Below are 21,119 nucleotides of genomic sequence, written 5' to 3'. Positions count from 1 at the left end.
ACAAATTAATTGCGGATTTTTCATTGGTATTAGGCTATCAAAAGCATTGCCTTATAATTGCAACGCTAAATTAAACTAGTCGTCAATACCGCAATCAGTGCAACTTAGCAGTACGATTTCGTGTTCAAATACACCTACATCACTACCATCAGCAAAAAGTTCAGCAACTTCTTCTGCTACTTCTTGTTCATCTTCAGCTTTAACTTGGTTCGCTAATTCTTCTTCAGAATAACCGTAGAAATTAAGTAGTAGATAATCACGAGCTTCATCTTTTGTACAAGTTACATTCACCGACACTTCTGGCTCAACGTTATCTTGCGCAATAATCGTAGACGCTTGTGCAATAACATCTTCTTTCATCGCTGCGGTTAACCAACCAAGATCAATGCTTACTGTGTTTTTTTTACAGTTAAAACATGGCAGTTTCTGAAAGTAATATTGAAAGTCAGTCATAGATAGTTTCTTCTTTAAATGTTGTTTTGCAAGATTATGAGCGTTTTCTAGCAAAATACTAGCGTAACAGGCAGTGAATACGTTATATCGTAAGTGGTTTGATGAAGTATTAAGCACTCACGATATAATCGCTTAATTCGTTACTCTACGTCCAAGCCTGATCTTTTCGCTATTTCAGTTTCAAAGCCATCGATACTTTTTTGATTCTTTTTAAGCCAGTATTGCTCTATTCCTTCGACACCTTGCTTTTTGGACCAATTCGCCAAATCATCACGATCCCCCTCATAGCTAAAATACGGAACCGACTTGCCACAAGATGACTGAACAAAATCAATATCTAAGATAAATATTTGTCTAGAAGCAACACTTTCTGGAAATAGTTGTACATACTGACTCCATTCCTCATCTTTAGCATGTAAGACCTTTGCCTTCCCATATACTCTAAAAATGAGCGGAGCTCCTTCAAATGCACAGAACATGAGTGTCATTCGTGAATTTCTAATAACATGTGATGCAGACTCATTACCGCTACCTGTTAAATTTAACCACGCTATTTGATTTGAATTGATCACTCTCAAGGAATCACCACCTTTAGGTGACAAATTCACATTACCGCTCTCAGCGGCAGTACCAACAAAGTAGATTTTTTGGTTTTCGATAAACTCTATATGTTTATCTGATAATTCAGAAAATTGTTTACCCAAAATAGTCATCTCCATATTAAGCATTCAATACAAGGGATAGCGCCAGATTTAAGACAAACTAGTTGGCTGTACGTTGAGATACAAAATACATCCTATTATTTGTCTATGAGATCACCTAATTTTCATTACCTAACCCAAGATGACAGTAAAGAAAAGTGATAAGCCTTAATTCTGAATTAGATACAAATTCCCTGTTTCAAATTCATTATTAGCAGCACACTTTATTTTCCAGCCTAATTTCTTAGCAACCTTTTGGTTTGCTATATTATCAGAGGCAATCAATACATTAACTTGGGTAAAATCGATAGAATAAGACAGTTTAGCGATTGCTGATTCACACATAATAATGGCTAACCCTTGCCCCCAAAATTTCCTACGCAGGAAATAACCAAAATCCAATTCACCATCAATTAACGATATTCCACAAAAACCGATAAACTCATTCGTTTCGATAGACCGAAAGGCAAACCTATACTCTGCTTTTTGCTCATTAATAAACCATGCTTCTGACTCTTGATCAATTAATGGACGTCTTGGACCTAGAAATCGCATCGTTTCTTTATCTTGAAGTAAATCGAAAACAGCACATCTATCACTTTCAATAAGTTGTGATATTTCTATTTTATTTTGATTCAACAACATCACATAAACCTTATAATTAAATGATTAATATAAATTATATTTTTCTTATTCTATTCAGAATGTATTCAAATCCCATCGTCTCACCTTGTTTATCATAAGCATCAGATAAACAATTCATAAAGCCGTGTTTATAAGGCATAATTTGAGTCGTTACATTTATTCGATTAAGAAGTGCTGTATTCATGGTTAAAACGTCAAAAGAGGCTTCTTTTTTCGGAAAAATAACCGCTGTTGGTACTTTCGGCTCAATATCCGCGTGATTACGTATTTCTGAAGGATAAAAACAAAGAATGCTTTTACAATCAGATTCGACTAATTCTGATATTCGCCAAGCAGCATTTGCGCCTGCGCTAAAACCTATTAGTACATCATGCTTATCTTTTAATACTGACTCACGAACTAAAAATAAGTAATCATCATGCCCACAATCTTTAATAAATTGCTCGTACGCAGCTGTTTCACTAGAAAACTCACAGCGAACGCCTTGGTAAGGGTCAACGATTTTTACACTGTCAGTATGCTGAGCAATAAATGAGGCCATCTTATCTGTGGTTTCACATAAACCAAAAATATAGGTAACAATAATAACCTTCATAAATGCTCCTTTATATAATTACCCCATAGCAGATACTAATAAATATGTTATTAATACTGAAGTGAGTAACAAATAAACTTCGAAGCCAACCGTGAAACAATAGAGAAAAGAGCAACAGTTTCATAAAAATAAAAAGCCAACATTAACTGCTGGCTTTTCTTTTATTGTCACATATTACTACATGCTTCGAATTACATGTATTGAGCGCAACTCACAACCATATTAGCAGGAGAAAAACGTTTAATGATTAGCACATTTGCATAGTAACGCTCTGCGTACTCATCACTTTCACCGTTGATAGCGACTTCTTTTGATTCAAAATCAACGACCAAGTTATTGGGTAGTTTACTTTTACGTAAGTACTTTATAACCCAATCACTTGTATCTAGTATGGTAGGAAACACTAGCGCACACTCACGAACCGTATTTTCCTTTTTATAAAACTCAAACATACTAACAAAGCGTTTAATTGCCTTCTTAAGATCTGAGCTAGACATCTCAAAATCTTTTACATCAATAATAAATGTATCTTTTGATTTGTCATTTGAAAGGAAGATATCAACTCTTCCATCAACTTTATTATCTTTTTTCCATGACTTAGTTTTTTTCTTAAACTTTTTATTTAAAGTCACTTCTTCTGAAACGATAGCATAAGGGATTCTTTTTTTATTCTGATCTAACTCAATAGTGAAATCGTCCCCTGAGTGATGATAAAAGCCTTTCGTTAATTCTTGTGCAATGGCAACTTTATACATGTACTCTGTATTAACGTTTAAAATGCTTTCTTGATATAACCAGTTTTGTTGCACTGAGCTATCTAAGCCATTAAACAATCTATCTTTAAATTTCATACAAACCCTGTAATTATCTAAATTCTAGTCTTAGGAGAAACCTAACACTTACAGATGAAACAAATCTTAATATCAGTATTTATATATCGTATCATTTGATAGATAAAGATACACAAGGTTTTAACAATTAATCTTATTATAACAAAACACCCATAGTCATTATTACAAACAATTATCATTAGCACTTTAATTTATACTAAGTAATACTACTCTTTTTTATGTAATAAAATTAAAAGCAAAATTAATCACCCTGTACTAATAATAAAAAGCCAACCTAGTGGCTGGCTTTTCAATCTATTTCTAATATTAGTGCTTACAAATACTTCTCTATTGGCAATAATTGTAATAACTCTGATTTCATACGATCCCATTGTTTAGTGTTCGGTTCACTGTCCCATATTTCGTTACCCGAATGCCAATACACATCGCCATCATCCAGACTTAAATGCCAACTGTTACTGTCTTGCATTGCGCTCTCTAAGGTCGTAGCAAGCTCTGTGGCAATCTTAGGGTTTTCAATCACCAATAGCGACTCAGTATTAAGATAGGTAGAGCGTAAATTGAAGTTAAATGAGCCAATCGTCGCTATTTGATGGTCAAATACCGCTGATTTAGCGTGTAAACCGTATACCGCATTCGGTGCACATTTGTCGTTATCTTGAATAACAATCTTGCATAACTTAGCGTCAGGCTTTAATTCATATAAATCCATGCCACTTTCTAGCATGTCTTGGCGGCGGCCTGCATAACCAGAGTGATTAGTCACAAGATCATTTGATGCCATTGAGTTTGTCAGCGCTTTGATCTCCACGCCCTTTTGCGAGAGCTGTTGTAAACCCGCTAGCTGTTTATCATCAAAGACTAAATATGCCGATTCAATAATGATGTCATTTTTTGTATTTTTCGCCAGTTTAGATAAATACTGCGCCGTTGCTTTTGGCTGATCTGTATTATCAACATCATCTGGAATCGGCTTATCTGCAATGTATGTGGCTTTGGCTCCAGTCATCTTCTTTAACTGCGTTGATAAGTACGTCATGGCTGCATTTTGGCTTTGAGGCAATGCCGGATAGTTTTTATACTCAGGTACAGGAATACTGCTAAGCATTAACTGTGGTAGCGGTTTAGCTTTATCCCTTAATAAATCAACTGAATATGCCCATTCACTATTCCAATAATCATTAAAGCTATGTTGAACATCCGCGACAACTTTTCCACTTGCTAATACATCACGATCACGCAAATTCAGCTCATGGGAAAGATCAAAATACTCATCACCAATATTACGTCCACCAACAACAGTAAAGGTACCATCAACAGTGAAAGATTTATTATGCATACGACGATTTAAACGTGAAAAATCCCCTACAAAGCTTATCCATTTGCCAGCATTACGGGTTGGGATCGGATTAAAAATACGGATCTCGATATTAGGGTGTGCATCAAGTTTTGTTAGCAGTGTTTCACGATCATTTAGGTTTATATCATCAAGCAATACACGAACATAAACACCACGATCAGCGGCTGCGACCAAACGACTCGCTAAATAACGACCAGAACTATCTGAATTCCAAATATAGTATTGAATATCTATCGTATGTTCGGCAGCTTCAACCAAAGCTAGACGTTGACCCAATGCATCCCAGCCCGTATTTTGCACCAGAACTGCGCTTGGTGTTTGTGGCGTTATAAATGGATTATGGCGATCGTTTAATGTTGATAAAGCACTGGTTAATTTCGGAGTTAGTGGCGCATCAAGATGCTCTGCTTGTTTAGGCAGTGACGAACACCCTGTCAGAATAGTGATAAAAATAACACTTGCACCTATCACTCTATTTATTGGCATGTATAACAATATCCTTATTCTGTAAGCCGCGATTCATTCGCTTTTGATTTAATTTTACACCCACATTGCCATTATTTAATAATAGCCAGCAACAAGCTAGTTACCTAAACAGTAAATCAAATACCGTTAAGCCAACCACACTCATTTCACCATAATCTATTCCATTCATTGTTAACTTTTCGTCATCAGACACTAAAAACATTCGTTTTATACTATGTGTTATCGAAAGGATTTCAGCGTGTACGTGATTATGCTTTCCTACGTGGTCGTGATCAGAAATAGCGTCATGGAGTTAACGCTTCAGAAATAAAGAAGATTTCATTATCGATCCGCGTGTTAAATTTATTGATTCGCACCAAGGATAACGCTCGACTTCTTTTTCGAATCACCCGTCATGATATTTCTAATATTTACTTATATAAAGTGGCTTGGGCTTGTCCAACACTTCGGATAGGTGCGTGCTAATTGAGGTACTTTTGCCAATGTTGCTGCCCTTTCAAAACTACTCTGTAATCTTCGTAGTCCAATGAGCTATAGAGCTTTTTAGCTGTAACATTATCATCACTGACCTCTAATGTAATTTTGAAGTAATCATTATCACGACAATACTGTTCGATACCATTCAGTTGCGCCTTGCCAAGGCCTTTACCGCGAAAGTAGTCAGACACCATAAAATCATGAATATTCATTACTCTTTGCGCACGATAAGTTGAAAACGATTCAAAGCAAACCGCAAAACCGACAGGCTTATTGTCGACAAAACTGATAAATCCGTGGAAATAAGGCAACGCAAATAGCTGAGCAATTACTGAGAGATCTAGTTCAACTGAGAATCCAGATAGGTACTCTCTGAACAAAGTCTCGAATATACCTTTATCCTCAGTGCTTTCTGTTTCAATACGCCTAATTGTGATTTCCATATTCATTTCCACCAAAGCACATACAGTATATTAATAAGCATGCTTACTTTTACGCTATATTAATACAGCAAATTTTCATCATTCTAATAAATAAAAACATTTATTTTCATTAACTTGGTCGCAAAAAACCACTCTTAATTGATTAATTGCTATTGATAAAAGTAAGAACTGTTTTTAACCCGTCGGATTAAAAACACACCATGAATATTACACCTATATATCAATAACTTAAAAAAACTGAGATAATTAAGAAATTGAACGTTTCCTTAATCATCAAAATAAAAAAGCTCTGACTTTCATCAGAGCTTTAAACATGTCTATTTATACTTACTTAAGTTGTAGTGGCAAAAGCAATTACAGTAGACGGTTTCCGTTAGCGTCGATGATGACTTCACCATCTTCTTTAATTAGTGGTCCTTTCGGCCAGTTTTCGAGCACATCTAATACCGCTTCACTAGGGCGACACAGTTTTACACCTTTAGCCGTACATACGATTGGGCGATTCACCAGTACTGGGTGTTCTAGCATGGCTTCTAGAATCACTTCATCTGATACGCTTTCATCTAATAAACCGAGCTCTTTAGCTGGCGATTTACTGGTACGTAATGCAGTACGTGGGGTTAAATTTGCCGCTGCAAATAACGCTTGAAGCTGAGGTTTTGTCCACCCTTCTTGAATGTATTCAATCACAACTGGCTCATAGCCTGCATCTTGGATAATTTGCAGCACATTTCTTGAGGTACCGCACTCTGGATTATGGTGAATAACAACCATGTTTTTACTCTCCGTGTACTTTTGAAATAGTGTTTGATGCAGTTTCGTTTTCATCAAACCAATGACGGGTTCGGTTAGCAAACCATACTAAAGACAACATAACAGGTACTTCCACCAGCACGCCAACCACGGTGGCAAGAGCTGCACCTGAGTGTAAACCAAACAGTGAAATCGCAACGGCTACCGCTAATTCAAAGAAGTTAGAGGTACCAATCATACAAGCGGGTGCTGCAATGTTATGGGCTAACTTCATGCGTTTTGCAGCCCAGTAAGCAATAGCAAAAATCGCATAAGTTTGGATCAATAGTGGAATAGCAATTAATACAATCGCTTCAGGGTTAGCGATAATTGTTTCAGCTTGGAAACCAAACAATAAAACTACTGTTGATAACAAACCAATGATTGACCAAGGTTTTAGCTTGGCTAATAAGTTATCTAAACGAGAATGGTCGTTTGATTTATCTAACGCTTTACGAGTAATGGCACCAGCCACTAATGGGATCACAACATAAAGTACCACTGATAATACTAGGGTATCCCAAGGCACAGTAATATCTGTCACACCTAGCAAGAATGCAGCAATAGGTGCGAAAGCAAAGATCATGATCAGATCGTTAACTGATACTTGTACCAAGGTGTAGTTCGCATCACCTTTGGTCATTTGGCTCCACACAAAGACCATTGCAGTACAAGGTGCAACACCCAATAAGATCATACCTGCGATGTATTGAGAAGCGGTTTCTGGCTCAACCCAAGAGGCGAAGAAAACTTTAAAGAATAGCCAACCAAGAAATGCCATAGAAAATGGTTTTACTAACCAGTTAATCACCAGCGTTAGTACTAGGCCTTTCGGTTTTTTACCCACATCTTTGATCGATGAGAAATCAATCTGCATCATCATTGGGAAGATCATTAACCAAATTAATACCGCAATGACGATATTAACGTGCGCGTATTCAAGCGATGCCACCACACTAAATAATTGTGGGATTGCACTGCCAAGAATAATACCGGCAATAATGGCAGCCCCAACCCATACGGTTAAGTAACGTTCAAACAGTCCCATTTTATTACCCTTCTTTTTGGTTTACACGTTGCATTAATTGCTCTGCACTTTCGACACGTTCTGAATAACGATCGACTAAGAAATCACTGTTATCGCGGGTTAATAGCGTGAATTTGACTAGCTCTTCCATTACATCAACGATGCGGTTGTAGTAACCAGATGGCTTCATACGATCATTATCGTCAAACTCTAAAAACGCTTTCGCTACTGATGATTGGTTAGGGATAGTCACCATACGCATCCAACGACCCAATACACGAAGCTGATTTACTACATTGAATGACTGAGAGCCGCCACACACTTGCATTACCGCCAATGTTTTCCCTTGAGTAGGACGAACAGCCCCCATTGATAGTGGGATCCAATCAATTTGTGCTTTCATAATCCCTGTCATCGAACCGTGTCGCTCCGGTGAGCACCACACTTGCCCTTCTGACCAGATCACAAGATCTCTTAACTCTGCGACTTTGGGATGCGTTGGATCTTCTGCATCTGGCAGTGGTAATCCATCTGGATCAAAAATACGGACTTCTGCGCCCATTTTTACTAATAATCGCGCTGATTCTTCAATCACTAACTTACTAAAAGAACGCTTACGTAATGATCCGTAAAGCAACAGAATACGCGGTTTATGGGTTGATTTCGGCGCAACTAAATCTTCTGATGTCGTAACATTGAACTGGTTTTCATCAAGATTTGGTAACGATAAGTCTTTAATTTCCATCTTATTGCCTATGTATAAACAGTCTTTAACCCTGTCACTAATCGATATGTAATTAGCAACTAGAACAATCTGATTCGAGTCGAGATAAACAGTCTTCTAAATATTTATTACTGTTTTGTGACGATGTTGAAATAATCTCACTCATCCAAGGTGGTATTGTCGGATTCAGTCGGTAATACACCCATTTCGCTCGGCGTTCATCGACCAACAACCCAGTACGACGTAATTCTGCTAAATGACGAGACACTTTAGGCTGGCTAATATCTAATGCTTGTTGTAAATCACACACACAAAGCTCCCCTTTCAAGCTAAGGAGCATTAATACTTTAAGGCGAGTGTCATCAGCCATTGATTTGAAGAAAGATAGTGTTTCCATAAACTCACATACGTTTTTTCATATATATGAATTTTAATATATGTAGATATACTTTTAATGTCAACAGTGAACCAATAGTAAAAAAGCGGTTGTTTGATGTATTTAAATCTTCAGGGAGGGAAAGGTGATTGTAGAGAAGTTAAAGTGGGATATCAGACTATAACCATACCCCACCAATAGGCAGTGTTAAGTGGTTTACTCTAGAGTATTACAGTGTTTTTCAATGTAATTATAGCTATGCCCAGCATCTAAACAGCGATCAATGGTCACGAATTCATGGAACGTTTTTACCGCATAAGCAAAGACTAATAGCAGCGTCACTCTTATCGTGACATCAACCCAACTCCCCCTTCCCCAGAGTGCTTTATTCGTTGGTTTCATAATCCTTTATCCTTTTCTATAGCGGCGGTATAACGTCCTAGCGATAACCATAAAGACACAAAACACCTATTTTTTATTAGTAGGCGTTCGTTTTGCTTTTTGATTTAACCAATGATCACTGTCTATCTGCGTATTATTTCTTGGTGGTGTTTTCTTCTTGCTTGTTTTCTTTACTGCTTCTGTCGCATCAGGTTGGCGACGCTTTTTTATACCTTGTTTTTTGATCGGCTTTTCTTCGATGATGTCATCTTCAATCATACTGTCGTCTTCGTCATTCTCACTATCTTGCATTGATTGATAAGTGTTAAAGCGATTTTTAAGAAGAGAGAAATAACTGCCATGTGATTTCTTTTTCCGTTTTTTTATAACAAGTAAATTAAAGACAAGAAACAAAATTATAAAGGGAACAAACCACAGTACATCACTAAACATTAAGTTGTCCTCCTTTAAATTTAAACAAAGTCATTTTAATCACATCTATTATAACGCAATATTTTCATAAACTTAGTAAAAAATAATAAGTAGCTCTATTGTTTAATTAAACTAAATGCTTATTAACATATGAATAGTTCGTATTATAGATAAATAGCAAAGCGAGATGTTAGAATCATGTATTGTTCTTGTTCGTTAGCATTCTATCGAGCATTGCTGCATCCTAATTTGAGACGCGACATCATTAAGATTTGCAAACAGAGAATTCTCATGAAATTGATACCAACCCCAATCATTGTTTTAAGCCTTTTTTTACTAGTAGGTTGCGTAACTGAAAGTGTGAGAGTTGTACCCAAAAAAGTCAGTGTAAATGCAGGCATTGACTTTAATCCTTGCGGGAGTGAGGTAAAAGGTTATCAATTCTCACCTCAAGGTATGATCACGATTTCTTGCGTAAACGGGATGGTTTATTCTGTTCGCAATCAACAAGAGTTAAAAAAATTAAAGGAAAATGTTATTAAGTGTCAAGAAAATGGCATTAATGATTATTCAGTTTGTTTAACTGTTAAAAGGAATAAGGTTAAAGATGAAATTAAATCTAAAAATTAAATGTAGATTTTTAGTCAAGATTAATTATTTTTCTTTTTTCCTTGAAAAAAACATATTTTCCTTAAATTTCAAAACACCTAAAAAGTCAAAAAAATGACGATTTCAGCGTTATTTTTTAATAAACACTCACCAGCAATGAATAAAAGACCCTGTTTTATGCATAATATGCATTTTTGGTAACTTTAATTCTATTCCTAACTCTAACGTTATTAATTAATTTCTATATGCTAACAACAAATTAAACTATTAGAGTTATGCCATGCTATTAAATAAGAAGAACTATTTATTAATATCGCTTTTTTCATTACCAGCTTTCGCTCAGCCTCTTAATTTAAGTGATAATTCCTCTAATGCAACAATGAATACGAATAATGTTGTTTTAGGCCAAGGTGCCTCTGTTACGCAAAGTAATAATTCTGTTGCAATTGGTTATGCATCATCAGCGAAAGGGGAATCGAGTGTTGCTGAAGGTTACTCATCCAGTGCTAATGGTAATGCTGCGATAGCTATGGGGATTGCAGCAAAAAGCCAAGGTGATCAATCCGCCTCTTTTGGCTCTAATGCACAAACAAACGGTAATAGTTCATCTTCATTTGGCTCTGGTGCTAGTGCAACAGGCGTTCAAACTGAAGCATTTGGCTCTACAGCCAATGCTGATGGCAATGCTTCTATTGCCTTTGGCTCTAGTGCTAAAGCCACTGGGTATTCAACGACGTCGTTGGGTACCAGTAGTGTCGCGAAAGGTACATATGCAATGGCTATGGGTACAAGTAGCCATGCTGACGGTAACTATTCAATGGCATTAGGGACTAAAGCGGCAGCGGGTGAAAAAGATATTACAATTGGTAACTATGCGACTGCATCAGGCAAACCAGGTTCTATTGCAATTGGCAATCAATCTGTTTCTACTGATGGCCAAGTATCATTTGGTAACGATAAGATCCAGCGTCGTTTAGAGCATATTCAAGCCGGTATAGCACAAACAGATGCAGTTAACGTAAGTCAGCTACATCAAGGTATTTCACAAGCAAATAAGTATACTGATACTCAAGTATCATCAACATTAAACCAAGCAAAGAGTTATACCAATACTTCAGCGGCTAACACTTTACACCAAGCTAATGAGTATACCGATACTTCAGCGTCTAACACTTTACATCAAGCTAATGGATACACCGATGATAAAACAGCAGCAGCCGTTAAACAGGCTAACCATTATTCAGATATTGACGCTAATAATGCCGTAAATAAAGCTGACCATTATGCGGATCAAAGTTCGGCATCAACACTCAATAAAGCTAATAGCTATACAGATCAACGTTTTGGTGAACTTAGCCAAGATATAAACAAAGTACATAACGAAGCCAATGCAGGTACTGCAAGTGCAATGGCGATGAGTGCAATCCCTTTCCGTCAAGGCTATCACTATACCATTGGCCTAGGTACGGCAAATTACGATAACCAATCTGCAATTGCATTAGGTGGTAAATTTGATGTTGGACAACGAGGCATCATTACTGTTGCTGCATCTGACGACTCAGAGCATGATACGGGAATTTCTGCTGGTGTCGGCATTGGTTTCTAGATTACGCCATATTTTTACTGAAAATAATAAGATCCCAGACTCAATAATCACGTCCATCCGTAATCATTATTCGGATGTGCGTGGTTGCCACCACCAGTGATAAAAGCGTCTTATTATAGATTGAACATCTTGTAATATTAAATACAGTGATGGAACTAATAATAAGGTCACAACGGTGGCAAATAAAATCCCAAAAGCTAATGATGTTGCCATCGGGATCACGATCTGTGCTTGTAAGCTATCTTCTAATAAAATAGGAGCTAGACCAAAAAAGGTCGTTAATGACGTTAATACAATCGCCCTAAATCGAGCACATCCTGCATCAATGACCGCTTGCTGTAATGCAACGCCTTGCTTTAATGCTCGATTAATAAAGGTGACTAAAACTAACGAGTCATTTACCACTACCCCAGCTAACGCCAAAATACCAAACACACTAAGTAAATTAAGGGTAAGTCCAGCTAAATAATGCCCAGCTATTGCGCCGATAATACCAAATGGGATCACTGACATAATAATCAGTGGCTGGCTATAAGATCTCAGAGGTATCGCCATTAGAGCGAAAATAGTAAGCAGTGCCAGTAAAGAATCACGAATTAAACTACCTTTAGTATTTTTTTCATCTTTTGCTCGACCATCTAACGCTATCTTAATATCGGGGTATTGCTGTTGTAATTTATCGAGTTTATTTGTCAAAATATCATTATAGATATCAGAAGGTGCTGTTTGTGCTTTATCAACATTGGCAGACACAATCACAGATCGTTTTCGATCAACCCGGTTGATGTTGGTGTAAGAAGATTCAATATTAGCCGTAGCAACCTCTGTAAAAGGAACGAACTTGCCATTTGGTAACCTCACCTTCATGTTCTCCAAATATCCAATCGTACTGCGTTCTTGTTGTGGATAACGCACCATGACTTTAACTTCTTCATTGTTGCGCAAAACACGCTGTGCTTCGTAACCAAAAAAAGCATGACGAACTTGGTTAGCTAACGCTGATAATGACAAGCCTAATGCTTCCCCTGCTGCGGTTAATTGTAATTTCACTTCAGGTATTGGTGATGAGAGATCATCTTTAATATTCAACGTGCCATCATACTCAGATAACAGTTGTTGCATTGCTTTAGATGCGGCAGCAAGTTCCGTTAAATTTTCGCCTTTTAAACTAAACTGTAAATCACTTTGCTTACGATCAATCGAGGCATCATAGGTGATATTTTTCACTCCGACCAAAGGCGGCATTTGTGCTTTCCATTGTTTTAATATTTCAAAGCTACTGATCGGTAACGTTTCTGTTTTATGAAGCTCTGCTAAGATAAATAAATCTTGGCGATTCGCCATATTCATAAAAGTATGTTTCACCACATTCACACCCAGCTCTTGATATATTTTGGCATCTGCTTGATACAATGCATCTTCTATTTGAGCCGCAACACGTGCGTTATTTTCATCAGAAGAAGACACATCCATATCTACATTCACTTGAATATAATCAGATGGAAGGTTAGGGAAAAAGACCCATCGTAATTGGCCACTCACAACAAGTGCGATAGCAAGCATTAAGATGCCAGAAAAAGTCGCTAAGACACTATAGCGATGCCTCGTACACACGGTAATAAATCGACGATAGTTATGATTAATAAACCGATCGACTGCGCTGTTAAAACGCAATTTTAATCGTGAAACTAAATGAGGTGTCTTACTCGGCGGTGTTAAACGCATACGCGCTAAATGAGCTGGAAGGATAAGTTTTGACTCAATCAAAGAAAAGCTTAAACAAAGCAATACAATCCAAGCAATGGCTTTAAAAAATTCAGTTCTGGGCGCATCCGAAATAAGCATCGGGATAAACGCCGCCATCGTCGTTAAAACGCCAAATGTTGCTGGAATCGCAACGTTTTGCACGCCTTTAATGACATTTTCGATTCTCTGGCCTTTGTCTTTTACTTCGGTATAAACACTTTCCCCCACCACTATTGCATCATCAACAACTATCCCTAGCACTAAAATAAAACCAAACAGCGAGATAAGATTAATTGATACCGCAATAAACGGTGTTGGCATAAACAAAAGGGTACCAAGAAAACAAAATGGGATCCCTAATATGACCCAAAACGCAACGCGTATATCAAGGAAAAGAGCCAGAATAACAAAGACTAATACGCCACCATATAGCATATTGGAAAGCATCATATTCAAACGCCCTTCCAAATAATGTGACATATCTCCCCATGTATCGAGATAGACACCCGAAGGTAACTGAGCTTGCTTTTTGGCTATATACTCACTGACTTGATGGGAGATTTTAGTCGCATCTTCATCCGTTAAGTTTCGTACTTGAATAACTGCGGCTCGTTGGCGATTAAAACGATTTAAAACCCTATTTTCAACAAAACCGTCTGAAACAGTGGCTACATCTGATAATAATAATCGGCTACCGTCTGAGCGTGTGCGTAATACAATCGATGAAAACGCATCACCGCTATAAAGTTGACCGTTAGTTCGAACCAATAAATCACCATCTTTGGCTTTAATAATGCCACCGGGTAAATCTATAGAGCGCTGTTGAACAGCATTCGCGACTTGCTCAAAGGTTAAGCCATACTTTCTTAGCGCATTTTCAGATACATCTATCGCTATTTCATAATCTTTTACGCCTGAAACTACAACGTCAGAAGCACTGGTTTCGAGTAAAATATCGTCTCGAACTTGTTTGGCATATTCTTTTAATTGTCTTTCATTGAGATTGCCATAAAGCGAAATGAACATGACATTACTGGTAAATTCAGCCCGCTTGATCAATGGCGTTTCCATATTGACTGGAAACGTTGTAATGGCATCAATTTGTTGTTTGACATCATCTAGCACTTTCTCAAGATCGGCCCCCGTTTCAAGCTCTAAAGTCAATGAAGCCAAGCCTTGAGAAGCGACAGATTTAATACGCTTAATGTTTTTTACATTATCGAGCGATTGCTCAATTTTAATGTTAATACTTTGCTCTATGTCTTCAGGAGATGCGCCTGGATAACTTGCCGTGATCATAATTCGATTCATAGCAAAAGCGGGGAAAATTTCTTTATTAATTAAATTAATAGAAAATAAGCCACCTAAAATAACAAGCAACATGAGTAAATTGGCAGCAACATGATTATGAGTAAACCAAGCAATTAATCCTTTTGCTTTCATCGCTATTCTCCCTTATTCACGACTTTAGGATTTACCCCTTTTTTATCGGCAGCCATTAGTGGTGAAATATCAGGGGAATAACTTTTACTCATCACCGTTGTGACTTCAGTTCCATCAATTAAGCTATCAGGACTTATTAAGGAAACTAACTCTCCATCTGTTAGCCCCCCGATAATATAAGCGTGCTCTTTATCAGAACGGACAACATGCACCTTTCGAGATGTGACTTTATTATCAGCATCAACCACAATGACCTGCTCAGATCGTACAACGTGTCGAGGTAACTTAATCACATCACTGACTTTTCTCCCTTGGATCTTTGTTGTTACGAATGTACCAAATTGCAAAATTGGTAGTGAGAATGACGCTGAATTATTGACGAGGGATGAATGACGGTTATAAGGATCGTTAACTTCTGCGACGAGGTAAATCATTCGATTATCTTTATCAATTACACCTTCATTACGTACTAACTGTGCCACCCAATGGATAACTTTCATTTCATTATATTGAGATTCTAAGGTGATCTTTGTTGTTTCTAGACCGGGTAAGTCAAGATAAGCCATAGATTGCGGCGTGATAGGTAAGCGAATTTCAGCCGTTTGCGTACCATACAACTCGCCAATTAACTTACCTTTCGTTACATAACTACCGATATTGATTTCTTTAGCTGTCACTAAACTATCGAAAGGGGCACGTATTTCTGTTTTAGTCAGATTGCGTTTAGCACGCTCTACAGCAGCTTGTGCAAACTTTACATTAGCTTCTTCTTGTTTGCGTTGAGGCTCGCGTAAACCAAGAGACGTTTTTTTATTCGGAGAAACATCACGTAAGACCTTTTTAGCGACTTTTCCTCGCGCAATTTCTTCTTTTAATTTCGCTTGAGCTTGTGCCAGTGTCGCTTCAGCTTGAGCAAGATCAGCATGATAGTCGCTATCATCTAGACGTGCTAATAACTCTCCTTTCGTAACGAACTTGCCCACAGCAAAGTCAGGAGAAATATATTTAACCGAGCCCACTACTTCAGAGACAACTTCAGCTTTTTGCTTGGGTTCAACAACTCCATATGAACCGACAGTGAGTTGTACATCTTGTTTTTGTATTTTAATGACTTCTAAAACAGGAGGCTGCACAGTGACTTTTTGCTGCTCTGGGCGTTTTTTGGTATTAATCAACAGCACTGATGCCACAATAAATATTGTAATAATAACCAAAGGTAGTAATCGTCTTACCATTACATGCATGCTTTTAATCCCTAATCAGCGCATTTCAATAATCAGATCTTGTTTCTAGTGTAGAGCATAGATGAATGGTCAAAAGTAGAAACATGCGATTAATTTATACGTAATAGAGTGTGAATTTGTTCACTATGTCATTCTTATTTTTGATTATTTATACATTCCATCTGTTAATCATGTGATCTATTAGCAGTACCTTATCTCGTACACACCACCTCACAATAAGCATCAACCCAGTAATAAACGGTTAAACTTTGCTCATAACTCCCCCTTGAAAATCACTTTCACGCCCTTATTTCTTATTTAGAGAGACTATTTAGTTACACCGATTTACGTTTATTAAACGTGTAAATCGTACATATTTAGATGAAAGTTCAACTTTTTTAGTTATGGTTAACATGTAAAATCAATCAGTTACAAACCAGACAATAAAAAGATTAGAAAAACTTATTAAAATGTATTGACCGAACAACCACGGAAGCATATATTAATTACACGAACTGCCAAATGGAGTTCAAAATGCTAATAAGATTCGCCTGATTAGGGAATGCCTTATTAGTTCTGTTTTATCGGATCACTTAATCGATCCGCTTAGTGTAAAACGACAGCTTTATATAACCTCTGTCAACACTAAGACTATTGCTTATTATTGAGGATAGTTACTATGCGTAATGTAGATTTCACTCCCCTATACCGCCACGCTATTGGTTTTGATCGCTTATTCAACCTTGTTGAAGCAAGCAGCAACAAAGCACAGGCAACCGGATACCCTCCGTACAATATCGAGCAAACTGACGAGAATAATTACCGTATTACAATGGCGGTAGCTGGTTTCTCTGAAGATCGCTTAGATCTTACTCAAAATGAAAATATGCTTGTTGTAACAGGAACTAAGGCTCCTGAAGAAAACAAGAACTTTATCTATCAAGGTATTGCTGAGCGTAACTTTGAACGTAAATTCCAACTAGCAGATTACGTAAAAGTTGTTGGTGCAAATTTAGAGAATGGTTTACTTCATGTCGATTTAGAGCGTGAAGTACCTGAAGCAATGCAACCACGCAAAATTGCTATTGGTAAAGCAGCAACACTGCCAACTGAAGAGTAATTTCAACGCTACTAATTAGCCTTGAGTAGATAACATATTTAGAGCTATCACCTTATTTCGACCTAAATTCGACTGGTTGATAGCTCACTATATTCATCCCCTATTGGGAAAACATATTTAAATTGCATTGATATTTGGCTTGAAGTTAGCGCTTCAACCAACATCACTCTTATCGTTAATAAAATATCGAACATGGTTCAGATAAGAATAACTAATCAATGCGATACATTGAGGAAAAGATTTATGAGTAAAATTATCGGTATTGACTTAGGTACAACTAACTCTTGTGTTTCTGTATTAGACGGTGACATGCCACGTGTTATTGAAAATGCGGAAGGAGAACGTACTACAGCTTCTGTGATCGCATATACAGATGGTGAAACCTTAGTCGGCCAACCAGCAAAACGCCAGGCGGTAACCAACCCTGAAAATACGTTATTTGCAATTAAACGTTTAATTGGTCGTCGTTTTGAAGACGAAGAAATTCAACGTGATCTTTCTGTGATGCCATACAAAATTATCAAAGCTGACAACGGCGATGCATGGGTAGAAGCAAAAGGTCAAAAGATGGCGGCACCTCAGGTTTCTGCTGAAGTTCTGAAAAAAATGAAGAAAACAGCAGAAGAATACTTAGGTGAAAAAGTAACAGCAGCTGTAATTACAGTACCAGCTTACTTTAATGATGCACAGCGTCAGGCAACCAAAGATGCTGGTCGTATTGCAGGGCTTGAAGTTAAACGTATTATCAATGAACCAACAGCAGCAGCTCTAGCTTATGGTTTAGATAAAAAAGGTGGCGATCGCACAATCGCAGTGTACGACTTAGGTGGTGGTACCTTTGATATTTCTATTATCGAAATTGATAACGTTGATGGCGAACAAACCTTTGAAGTATTAGCAACCAATGGTGATACACACCTTGGTGGTGAAGATTTCGATACTCGTATGATCAACTACCTTGTTGATGAATTTAAGAAAGATCAAGGTATTGATTTGCGCAATGATCCACTTGCAATGCAACGTGTAAAAGAAGCGGCTGAAAAAGCGAAAATTGAGCTTTCTTCTGCACAGCAAACTGATGTGAATCTACCTTATGTGACAGCGGATGCAACAGGTCCTAAGCACATGAATGTTAAGATCACGCGTGCAAAATTGGAATCACTAGTTGATGAGCTAGTACAAGGTACATTGAACCCTGTAAAATCAGCACTTAAAGACGCTAACTTGAATGTAAGTGATATCACTGACGTTATTTTAGTAGGTGGTCAAACACGTATGCCACTGGTACAAAAAACAGTTGCAGACTTCTTTGGTAAAGAACCACGTAAAGATGTTAACCCTGATGAAGCAGTTGCTATGGGTGCTGCGATTCAAGGTGGCGTATTAGCGGGTGATGTAAAAGATGTTCTTTTACTTGATGTTACTCCTCTCTCTTTTGGTATTGAAACCATGGGGGGTGTGATGACAAGTTTAATTAACAAGAATACCACGATCCCAACGAAAGCTGAGCAAGTGTTCTCAACCGCTGAAGATAACCAAAGTGCAGTAACGATCCATGTTCTTCAAGGTGAACGTAAACAAGCGATGCATAACAAATCACTTGGTCAGTTTAATCTTGAAGGTATTCAAGCTGCGCCTCGTGGCATGCCACAAATTGAGGTTACTTTTGATTTAGATGCTGACGGTATTTTAAATGTATCAGCAACCGATAAGGCGACAGGTAAAGCGCAAAAGATCACGATCCAAGCATCAGGTGGTTTAACTGAAGCTGAGATTGAAAAAATGGTTCAAGAAGCTGAAGCAAATAAAGAAGCTGACATGCAATTTGAACAACTGGTCACAGCGCGTAACCAAGCTGATCAATTGATCCACAGCACACGCAAACAGTTAACTGAAGCTGGCGGTAATTTACCAGCAGCAGATAAAGAAAGCGTTGAAGCAGCTATCTCTGCACTTGAGAGTGTGAAATCTGGCGATGATAAAGACGCCATTGAAAAACACACTCAAGCATTGATGACTGCTGCACAAAAGCTGATGGAGCAGGCTCAAGCGAACAACCAGCATCAAGCAGAAACGCAAAATGAAGCGAAAAGCGACGATGTTGTGGACGCAGAGTTTGAAGAAGTGAAGTAATTACTCTCGATAGTTTGCTATCAGTGGTAGCATTCAATCGCAATGAATAGAGACGGGCGAAGAGATCAATATCTCTCGCCCTTTTCTACAATAACAACATGCAAAATGTAAATCTAATTTGGCTAACTATCTGTGCCTTTAATCGTTCATTACGCTTAAATCAATTATCGTTTTTGGGTATGATTAGCGGAGAATGTTCCAGATAGTTATCTCAGTTGAGATAAGAGGTGTTACCAATGTCAAAACGTGATTTTTATGAAGTTCTTGGTGTCGCCAAAACTGCATCAGAAAAAGAAATTAAAAAAGCGTACAAAAAGCTCGCAATGAAGTTTCACCCAGACAAAAATCCGGATGATCCAACTGCTGCAGACAAATTTAAAGAAGTAAAAGCAGCTTACGAAATTTTAACCGACAAAGAAAAACGTGCAGCTTATGATCAATTTGGTCATGCTGCGTTTGATAACCCTGGTATGGGCGGTGGACATCATGGTGGCGGTCATCACGGCGGTTTCCAAGGTGGTTTCCAAGGTGGCGGTTACGGTGATTTTGAAGATATTTTTGGTGGCGCATTTGGTGACATGTTCTCAAATGCTCGTGGTGGTCGTGGTGGCTTTGGTAGCCGTCATTCCACTCGTCCACAAAAAGGCGAAGATCTTCAATACACGATGGAAATTGATTTAGAAGATGCGATTAATGGTGCATCTCGTGTTATTGATTTACCCGTATTTGAAGGCGCGAGCCAAGTAAATAAAAAGCTGAATATCAAAATCCCTGCAGGTATTGAAGATGGCGGTCGAATTCGCTTAAGTGGCAAAGGTCACCCAGGTATCAACGGTGGCCCGCAAGGTGATGTGTTTATTCAAATGAATATTCGCCCTCACCCACGTTACACTCGCGAAGGTAATAATTTACATTGTAAAGCTACGACCGACTTTGTAACTGCTGCATTAGGTGGCAAGATTGAAGTAAATACCTTAAATGGTGCGATTAGCCTTAAGATCCCTGAAGGGACACAAAACGGTCGTAAATTCCGTCTTAAAGGCAAAGGAGTCACAGATCGTAAAGGCAATACTGGCGATTTAATTGTTCAATTAACAATTGAAACACCACAGAACCTAAGTGAGCGTCAAAAAGAGCTACTTACCGAATTTGCTGCTGCATAAACATCATTACCGTTCAGGTTTCCATAATGGTTCTGCTGGTAGGATAGAAGCAGACAAGATACGAGGGCTATAACCAATAAGGGTAACGAGTGACCTGCTGAGAAAGCAGGACTTAAACACCATAATTTGGTTATAGCTATCAACAGTATTCAGGTCACTAGAGCGCGTAATGCTCAGGACATCATTATGGATAATGCGGTCCGTGACCAAAGTCATCGTAAAGCTGATTAAGAACGGAAAAGCACTCACCATTGCCGTGGTAGTGATGGATTGACCCGGCGGGCAATAATGACCCGCTGAAGTCAGTATCTTATCTAATCGCTTTTTTATATC

General features: G+C 38.0%; 20 protein-coding genes. 5 read left to right on the top strand and 15 right to left on the bottom strand.

Annotated elements, in window-relative coordinates; all coding sequences use genetic code 11:
- Positions 1–75: 75 nt before the first annotated feature.
- From CTN01_RS09315 to CTN01_RS09255, 13 genes are all read right to left on the bottom strand, one after another.
- Positions 76–453 (bottom strand): hypothetical protein, encoded by a 378-nt coding sequence (locus tag CTN01_RS09315; protein WP_005366036.1) that lies wholly within the window; start codon positions 451–453, stop codon positions 76–78.
- A gap of 140 nt (positions 454–593) precedes the next feature.
- Positions 594–1,172: a pyridoxamine 5'-phosphate oxidase family protein gene (locus CTN01_RS09310; protein WP_045149011.1), complete on the bottom strand. Its 579-nt coding sequence runs from the start codon at positions 1,170–1,172 to the stop codon at positions 594–596.
- A 150-nt stretch (positions 1,173–1,322) separates the two neighbouring features.
- Positions 1,323–1,799 (bottom strand): GNAT family N-acetyltransferase, encoded by a 477-nt coding sequence (locus tag CTN01_RS09305; RefSeq protein ID WP_045149012.1) that lies wholly within the window; start codon positions 1,797–1,799, stop codon positions 1,323–1,325.
- A gap of 34 nt (positions 1,800–1,833) precedes the next feature.
- Positions 1,834–2,394, bottom strand: a complete 561-nt coding sequence (locus CTN01_RS09300) for a dienelactone hydrolase family protein (protein WP_052666626.1) — start codon at positions 2,392–2,394, stop codon at positions 1,834–1,836.
- Between the two features lie 191 nt (positions 2,395–2,585).
- Positions 2,586–3,245, bottom strand: a complete 660-nt coding sequence (locus CTN01_RS09295; RefSeq protein ID WP_107342147.1) for a hypothetical protein — start codon at positions 3,243–3,245, stop codon at positions 2,586–2,588.
- A gap of 313 nt (positions 3,246–3,558) precedes the next feature.
- Positions 3,559–5,091 carry a phospholipase D family protein gene (locus tag CTN01_RS09290; RefSeq protein WP_107342146.1) on the bottom strand — a complete coding sequence of 511 codons (1,533 nt, stop codon included), beginning with the start codon at positions 5,089–5,091 and terminating at the stop codon, positions 3,559–3,561.
- Positions 5,092–5,552: 461 nt separating this feature from the next.
- Positions 5,553–6,011, bottom strand: coding sequence for a GNAT family N-acetyltransferase (locus CTN01_RS09285; protein ID WP_045149013.1), 459 nt, complete (start codon positions 6,009–6,011; stop codon positions 5,553–5,555).
- 354 nt (positions 6,012–6,365) lie between these two features.
- Positions 6,366–6,785 carry an arsenate reductase (glutaredoxin) gene (gene arsC, locus CTN01_RS09280; RefSeq protein ID WP_045130602.1) on the bottom strand — a complete coding sequence of 140 codons (420 nt, stop codon included), beginning with the start codon at positions 6,783–6,785 and terminating at the stop codon, positions 6,366–6,368.
- Positions 6,786–6,789: 4 nt separating this feature from the next.
- Entirely contained in the window at positions 6,790–7,851 is a 1,062-nt protein-coding gene (gene arsB / locus CTN01_RS09275; RefSeq protein WP_005366063.1) for an ACR3 family arsenite efflux transporter, read from the bottom strand.
- A 4-nt stretch (positions 7,852–7,855) separates the two neighbouring features.
- A complete protein-coding gene (gene arsH / locus CTN01_RS09270) occupies positions 7,856–8,575 on the bottom strand; it encodes an arsenical resistance protein ArsH (RefSeq protein ID WP_045083256.1) in 720 nt (239 codons plus the stop codon).
- A 52-nt stretch (positions 8,576–8,627) separates the two neighbouring features.
- Entirely contained in the window at positions 8,628–8,924 is a 297-nt protein-coding gene (locus CTN01_RS09265; protein WP_045128711.1) for a metalloregulator ArsR/SmtB family transcription factor, read from the bottom strand.
- Positions 8,925–9,146: 222 nt separating this feature from the next.
- Entirely contained in the window at positions 9,147–9,332 is a 186-nt protein-coding gene (locus CTN01_RS09260) for a hypothetical protein (protein WP_045149014.1), read from the bottom strand.
- Positions 9,333–9,398: 66 nt separating this feature from the next.
- On the bottom strand, positions 9,399–9,764 hold the full coding sequence (locus CTN01_RS09255) for a hypothetical protein (protein WP_107342145.1): 366 nt from the start codon (positions 9,762–9,764) through the stop codon (positions 9,399–9,401).
- A 270-nt stretch (positions 9,765–10,034) separates the two neighbouring features.
- Here CTN01_RS09255 and CTN01_RS09250 point away from each other — a divergent pair, with 270 nt between their 5' ends.
- Together CTN01_RS09250 and CTN01_RS09245 are read left to right on the top strand one after the other, a co-directional pair.
- Positions 10,035–10,373 (top strand): hypothetical protein, encoded by a 339-nt coding sequence (locus CTN01_RS09250; RefSeq protein ID WP_045149015.1) that lies wholly within the window; start codon positions 10,035–10,037, stop codon positions 10,371–10,373.
- Positions 10,374–10,632: 259 nt separating this feature from the next.
- Positions 10,633–11,958: a YadA-like family protein gene (locus tag CTN01_RS09245; RefSeq protein WP_045149018.1), complete on the top strand. Its 1,326-nt coding sequence runs from the start codon at positions 10,633–10,635 to the stop codon at positions 11,956–11,958.
- A 66-nt stretch (positions 11,959–12,024) separates the two neighbouring features.
- Here CTN01_RS09245 and CTN01_RS09240 read toward each other — a convergent pair whose 3' ends face one another.
- Both CTN01_RS09240 and CTN01_RS09235 read right to left on the bottom strand, forming a co-directional pair.
- The gene (locus CTN01_RS09240; protein WP_045149019.1) at positions 12,025–15,147 is read right to left on the bottom strand and encodes an efflux RND transporter permease subunit; all 3,123 of its coding nucleotides are present in this window, start codon (positions 15,145–15,147) and stop codon (positions 12,025–12,027) included.
- Between the two features lie 2 nt (positions 15,148–15,149).
- A complete protein-coding gene (locus tag CTN01_RS09235; protein WP_045149020.1) occupies positions 15,150–16,391 on the bottom strand; it encodes an efflux RND transporter periplasmic adaptor subunit in 1,242 nt (413 codons plus the stop codon).
- A 658-nt stretch (positions 16,392–17,049) separates the two neighbouring features.
- Here CTN01_RS09235 and CTN01_RS09230 point away from each other — a divergent pair.
- From CTN01_RS09230 to CTN01_RS09220, 3 genes are all read left to right on the top strand, one after another.
- Complete coding sequence (locus CTN01_RS09230; RefSeq protein WP_045149023.1) at positions 17,050–17,490, top strand: Hsp20 family protein; 441 nt, start codon at positions 17,050–17,052, stop codon at positions 17,488–17,490.
- 243 nt (positions 17,491–17,733) lie between these two features.
- The gene (gene dnaK, locus CTN01_RS09225) at positions 17,734–19,623 is read left to right on the top strand and encodes a molecular chaperone DnaK (RefSeq protein WP_045149024.1); all 1,890 of its coding nucleotides are present in this window, start codon (positions 17,734–17,736) and stop codon (positions 19,621–19,623) included.
- 236 nt (positions 19,624–19,859) lie between these two features.
- Positions 19,860–20,786, top strand: a complete 927-nt coding sequence (locus tag CTN01_RS09220; RefSeq protein ID WP_045149026.1) for a DnaJ C-terminal domain-containing protein — start codon at positions 19,860–19,862, stop codon at positions 20,784–20,786.
- Positions 20,787–21,119: the final 333 nt, after the last annotated feature.

It is taken from the genome of Photobacterium angustum, from assembly GCF_003026365.1.
Lineage (GTDB): Bacteria > Pseudomonadota > Gammaproteobacteria > Enterobacterales > Vibrionaceae > Photobacterium > Photobacterium angustum.
The sequence above is the reverse complement of the archived record's forward strand: the minus strand, read 5'-3'. Positions and strand labels throughout refer to the sequence as shown.

What these genes read in the sequence shown, in the direction of transcription:
- CTN01_RS09310 (WP_045149011.1), bottom strand. Translation starts at nt 1,172, where the DNA reads ATGGAGATGACTATTTTGGGTAAACAATTTTCTGAATTATCAGATAAA.
- CTN01_RS09250 (WP_045149015.1), top strand. Translation starts at nt 10,035, where the DNA reads ATGAAATTGATACCAACCCCAATCATTGTTTTAAGCCTTTTTTTACTA.
- CTN01_RS09220 (WP_045149026.1), top strand. Translation starts at nt 19,860, where the DNA reads ATGTCAAAACGTGATTTTTATGAAGTTCTTGGTGTCGCCAAAACTGCA.
- CTN01_RS09285 (WP_045149013.1), bottom strand. Translation starts at nt 6,011, where the DNA reads ATGGAAATCACAATTAGGCGTATTGAAACAGAAAGCACTGAGGATAAA.
- arsC (WP_045130602.1), bottom strand. Translation starts at nt 6,785, where the DNA reads ATGGTTGTTATTCACCATAATCCAGAGTGCGGTACCTCAAGAAATGTG.
- arsB (WP_005366063.1), bottom strand. Translation starts at nt 7,851, where the DNA reads ATGGGACTGTTTGAACGTTACTTAACCGTATGGGTTGGGGCTGCCATT.
- CTN01_RS09315 (WP_005366036.1), bottom strand. Translation starts at nt 453, where the DNA reads ATGACTGACTTTCAATATTACTTTCAGAAACTGCCATGTTTTAACTGT.
- CTN01_RS09265 (WP_045128711.1), bottom strand. Translation starts at nt 8,924, where the DNA reads ATGGCTGATGACACTCGCCTTAAAGTATTAATGCTCCTTAGCTTGAAA.
- arsH (WP_045083256.1), bottom strand. Translation starts at nt 8,575, where the DNA reads ATGGAAATTAAAGACTTATCGTTACCAAATCTTGATGAAAACCAGTTC.
- CTN01_RS09230 (WP_045149023.1), top strand. Translation starts at nt 17,050, where the DNA reads ATGCGTAATGTAGATTTCACTCCCCTATACCGCCACGCTATTGGTTTT.
- CTN01_RS09255 (WP_107342145.1), bottom strand. Translation starts at nt 9,764, where the DNA reads ATGTTTAGTGATGTACTGTGGTTTGTTCCCTTTATAATTTTGTTTCTT.
- CTN01_RS09235 (WP_045149020.1), bottom strand. Translation starts at nt 16,391, where the DNA reads ATGCATGTAATGGTAAGACGATTACTACCTTTGGTTATTATTACAATA.
- CTN01_RS09300 (WP_052666626.1), bottom strand. Translation starts at nt 2,394, where the DNA reads ATGAAGGTTATTATTGTTACCTATATTTTTGGTTTATGTGAAACCACA.
- CTN01_RS09295 (WP_107342147.1), bottom strand. Translation starts at nt 3,245, where the DNA reads ATGAAATTTAAAGATAGATTGTTTAATGGCTTAGATAGCTCAGTGCAA.
- CTN01_RS09290 (WP_107342146.1), bottom strand. Translation starts at nt 5,091, where the DNA reads ATGCCAATAAATAGAGTGATAGGTGCAAGTGTTATTTTTATCACTATT.
- CTN01_RS09305 (WP_045149012.1), bottom strand. Translation starts at nt 1,799, where the DNA reads ATGTTGTTGAATCAAAATAAAATAGAAATATCACAACTTATTGAAAGT.
- CTN01_RS09245 (WP_045149018.1), top strand. Translation starts at nt 10,633, where the DNA reads ATGCTATTAAATAAGAAGAACTATTTATTAATATCGCTTTTTTCATTA.
- CTN01_RS09240 (WP_045149019.1), bottom strand. Translation starts at nt 15,147, where the DNA reads ATGAAAGCAAAAGGATTAATTGCTTGGTTTACTCATAATCATGTTGCT.
- dnaK (WP_045149024.1), top strand. Translation starts at nt 17,734, where the DNA reads ATGAGTAAAATTATCGGTATTGACTTAGGTACAACTAACTCTTGTGTT.
- CTN01_RS09260 (WP_045149014.1), bottom strand. Translation starts at nt 9,332, where the DNA reads ATGAAACCAACGAATAAAGCACTCTGGGGAAGGGGGAGTTGGGTTGAT.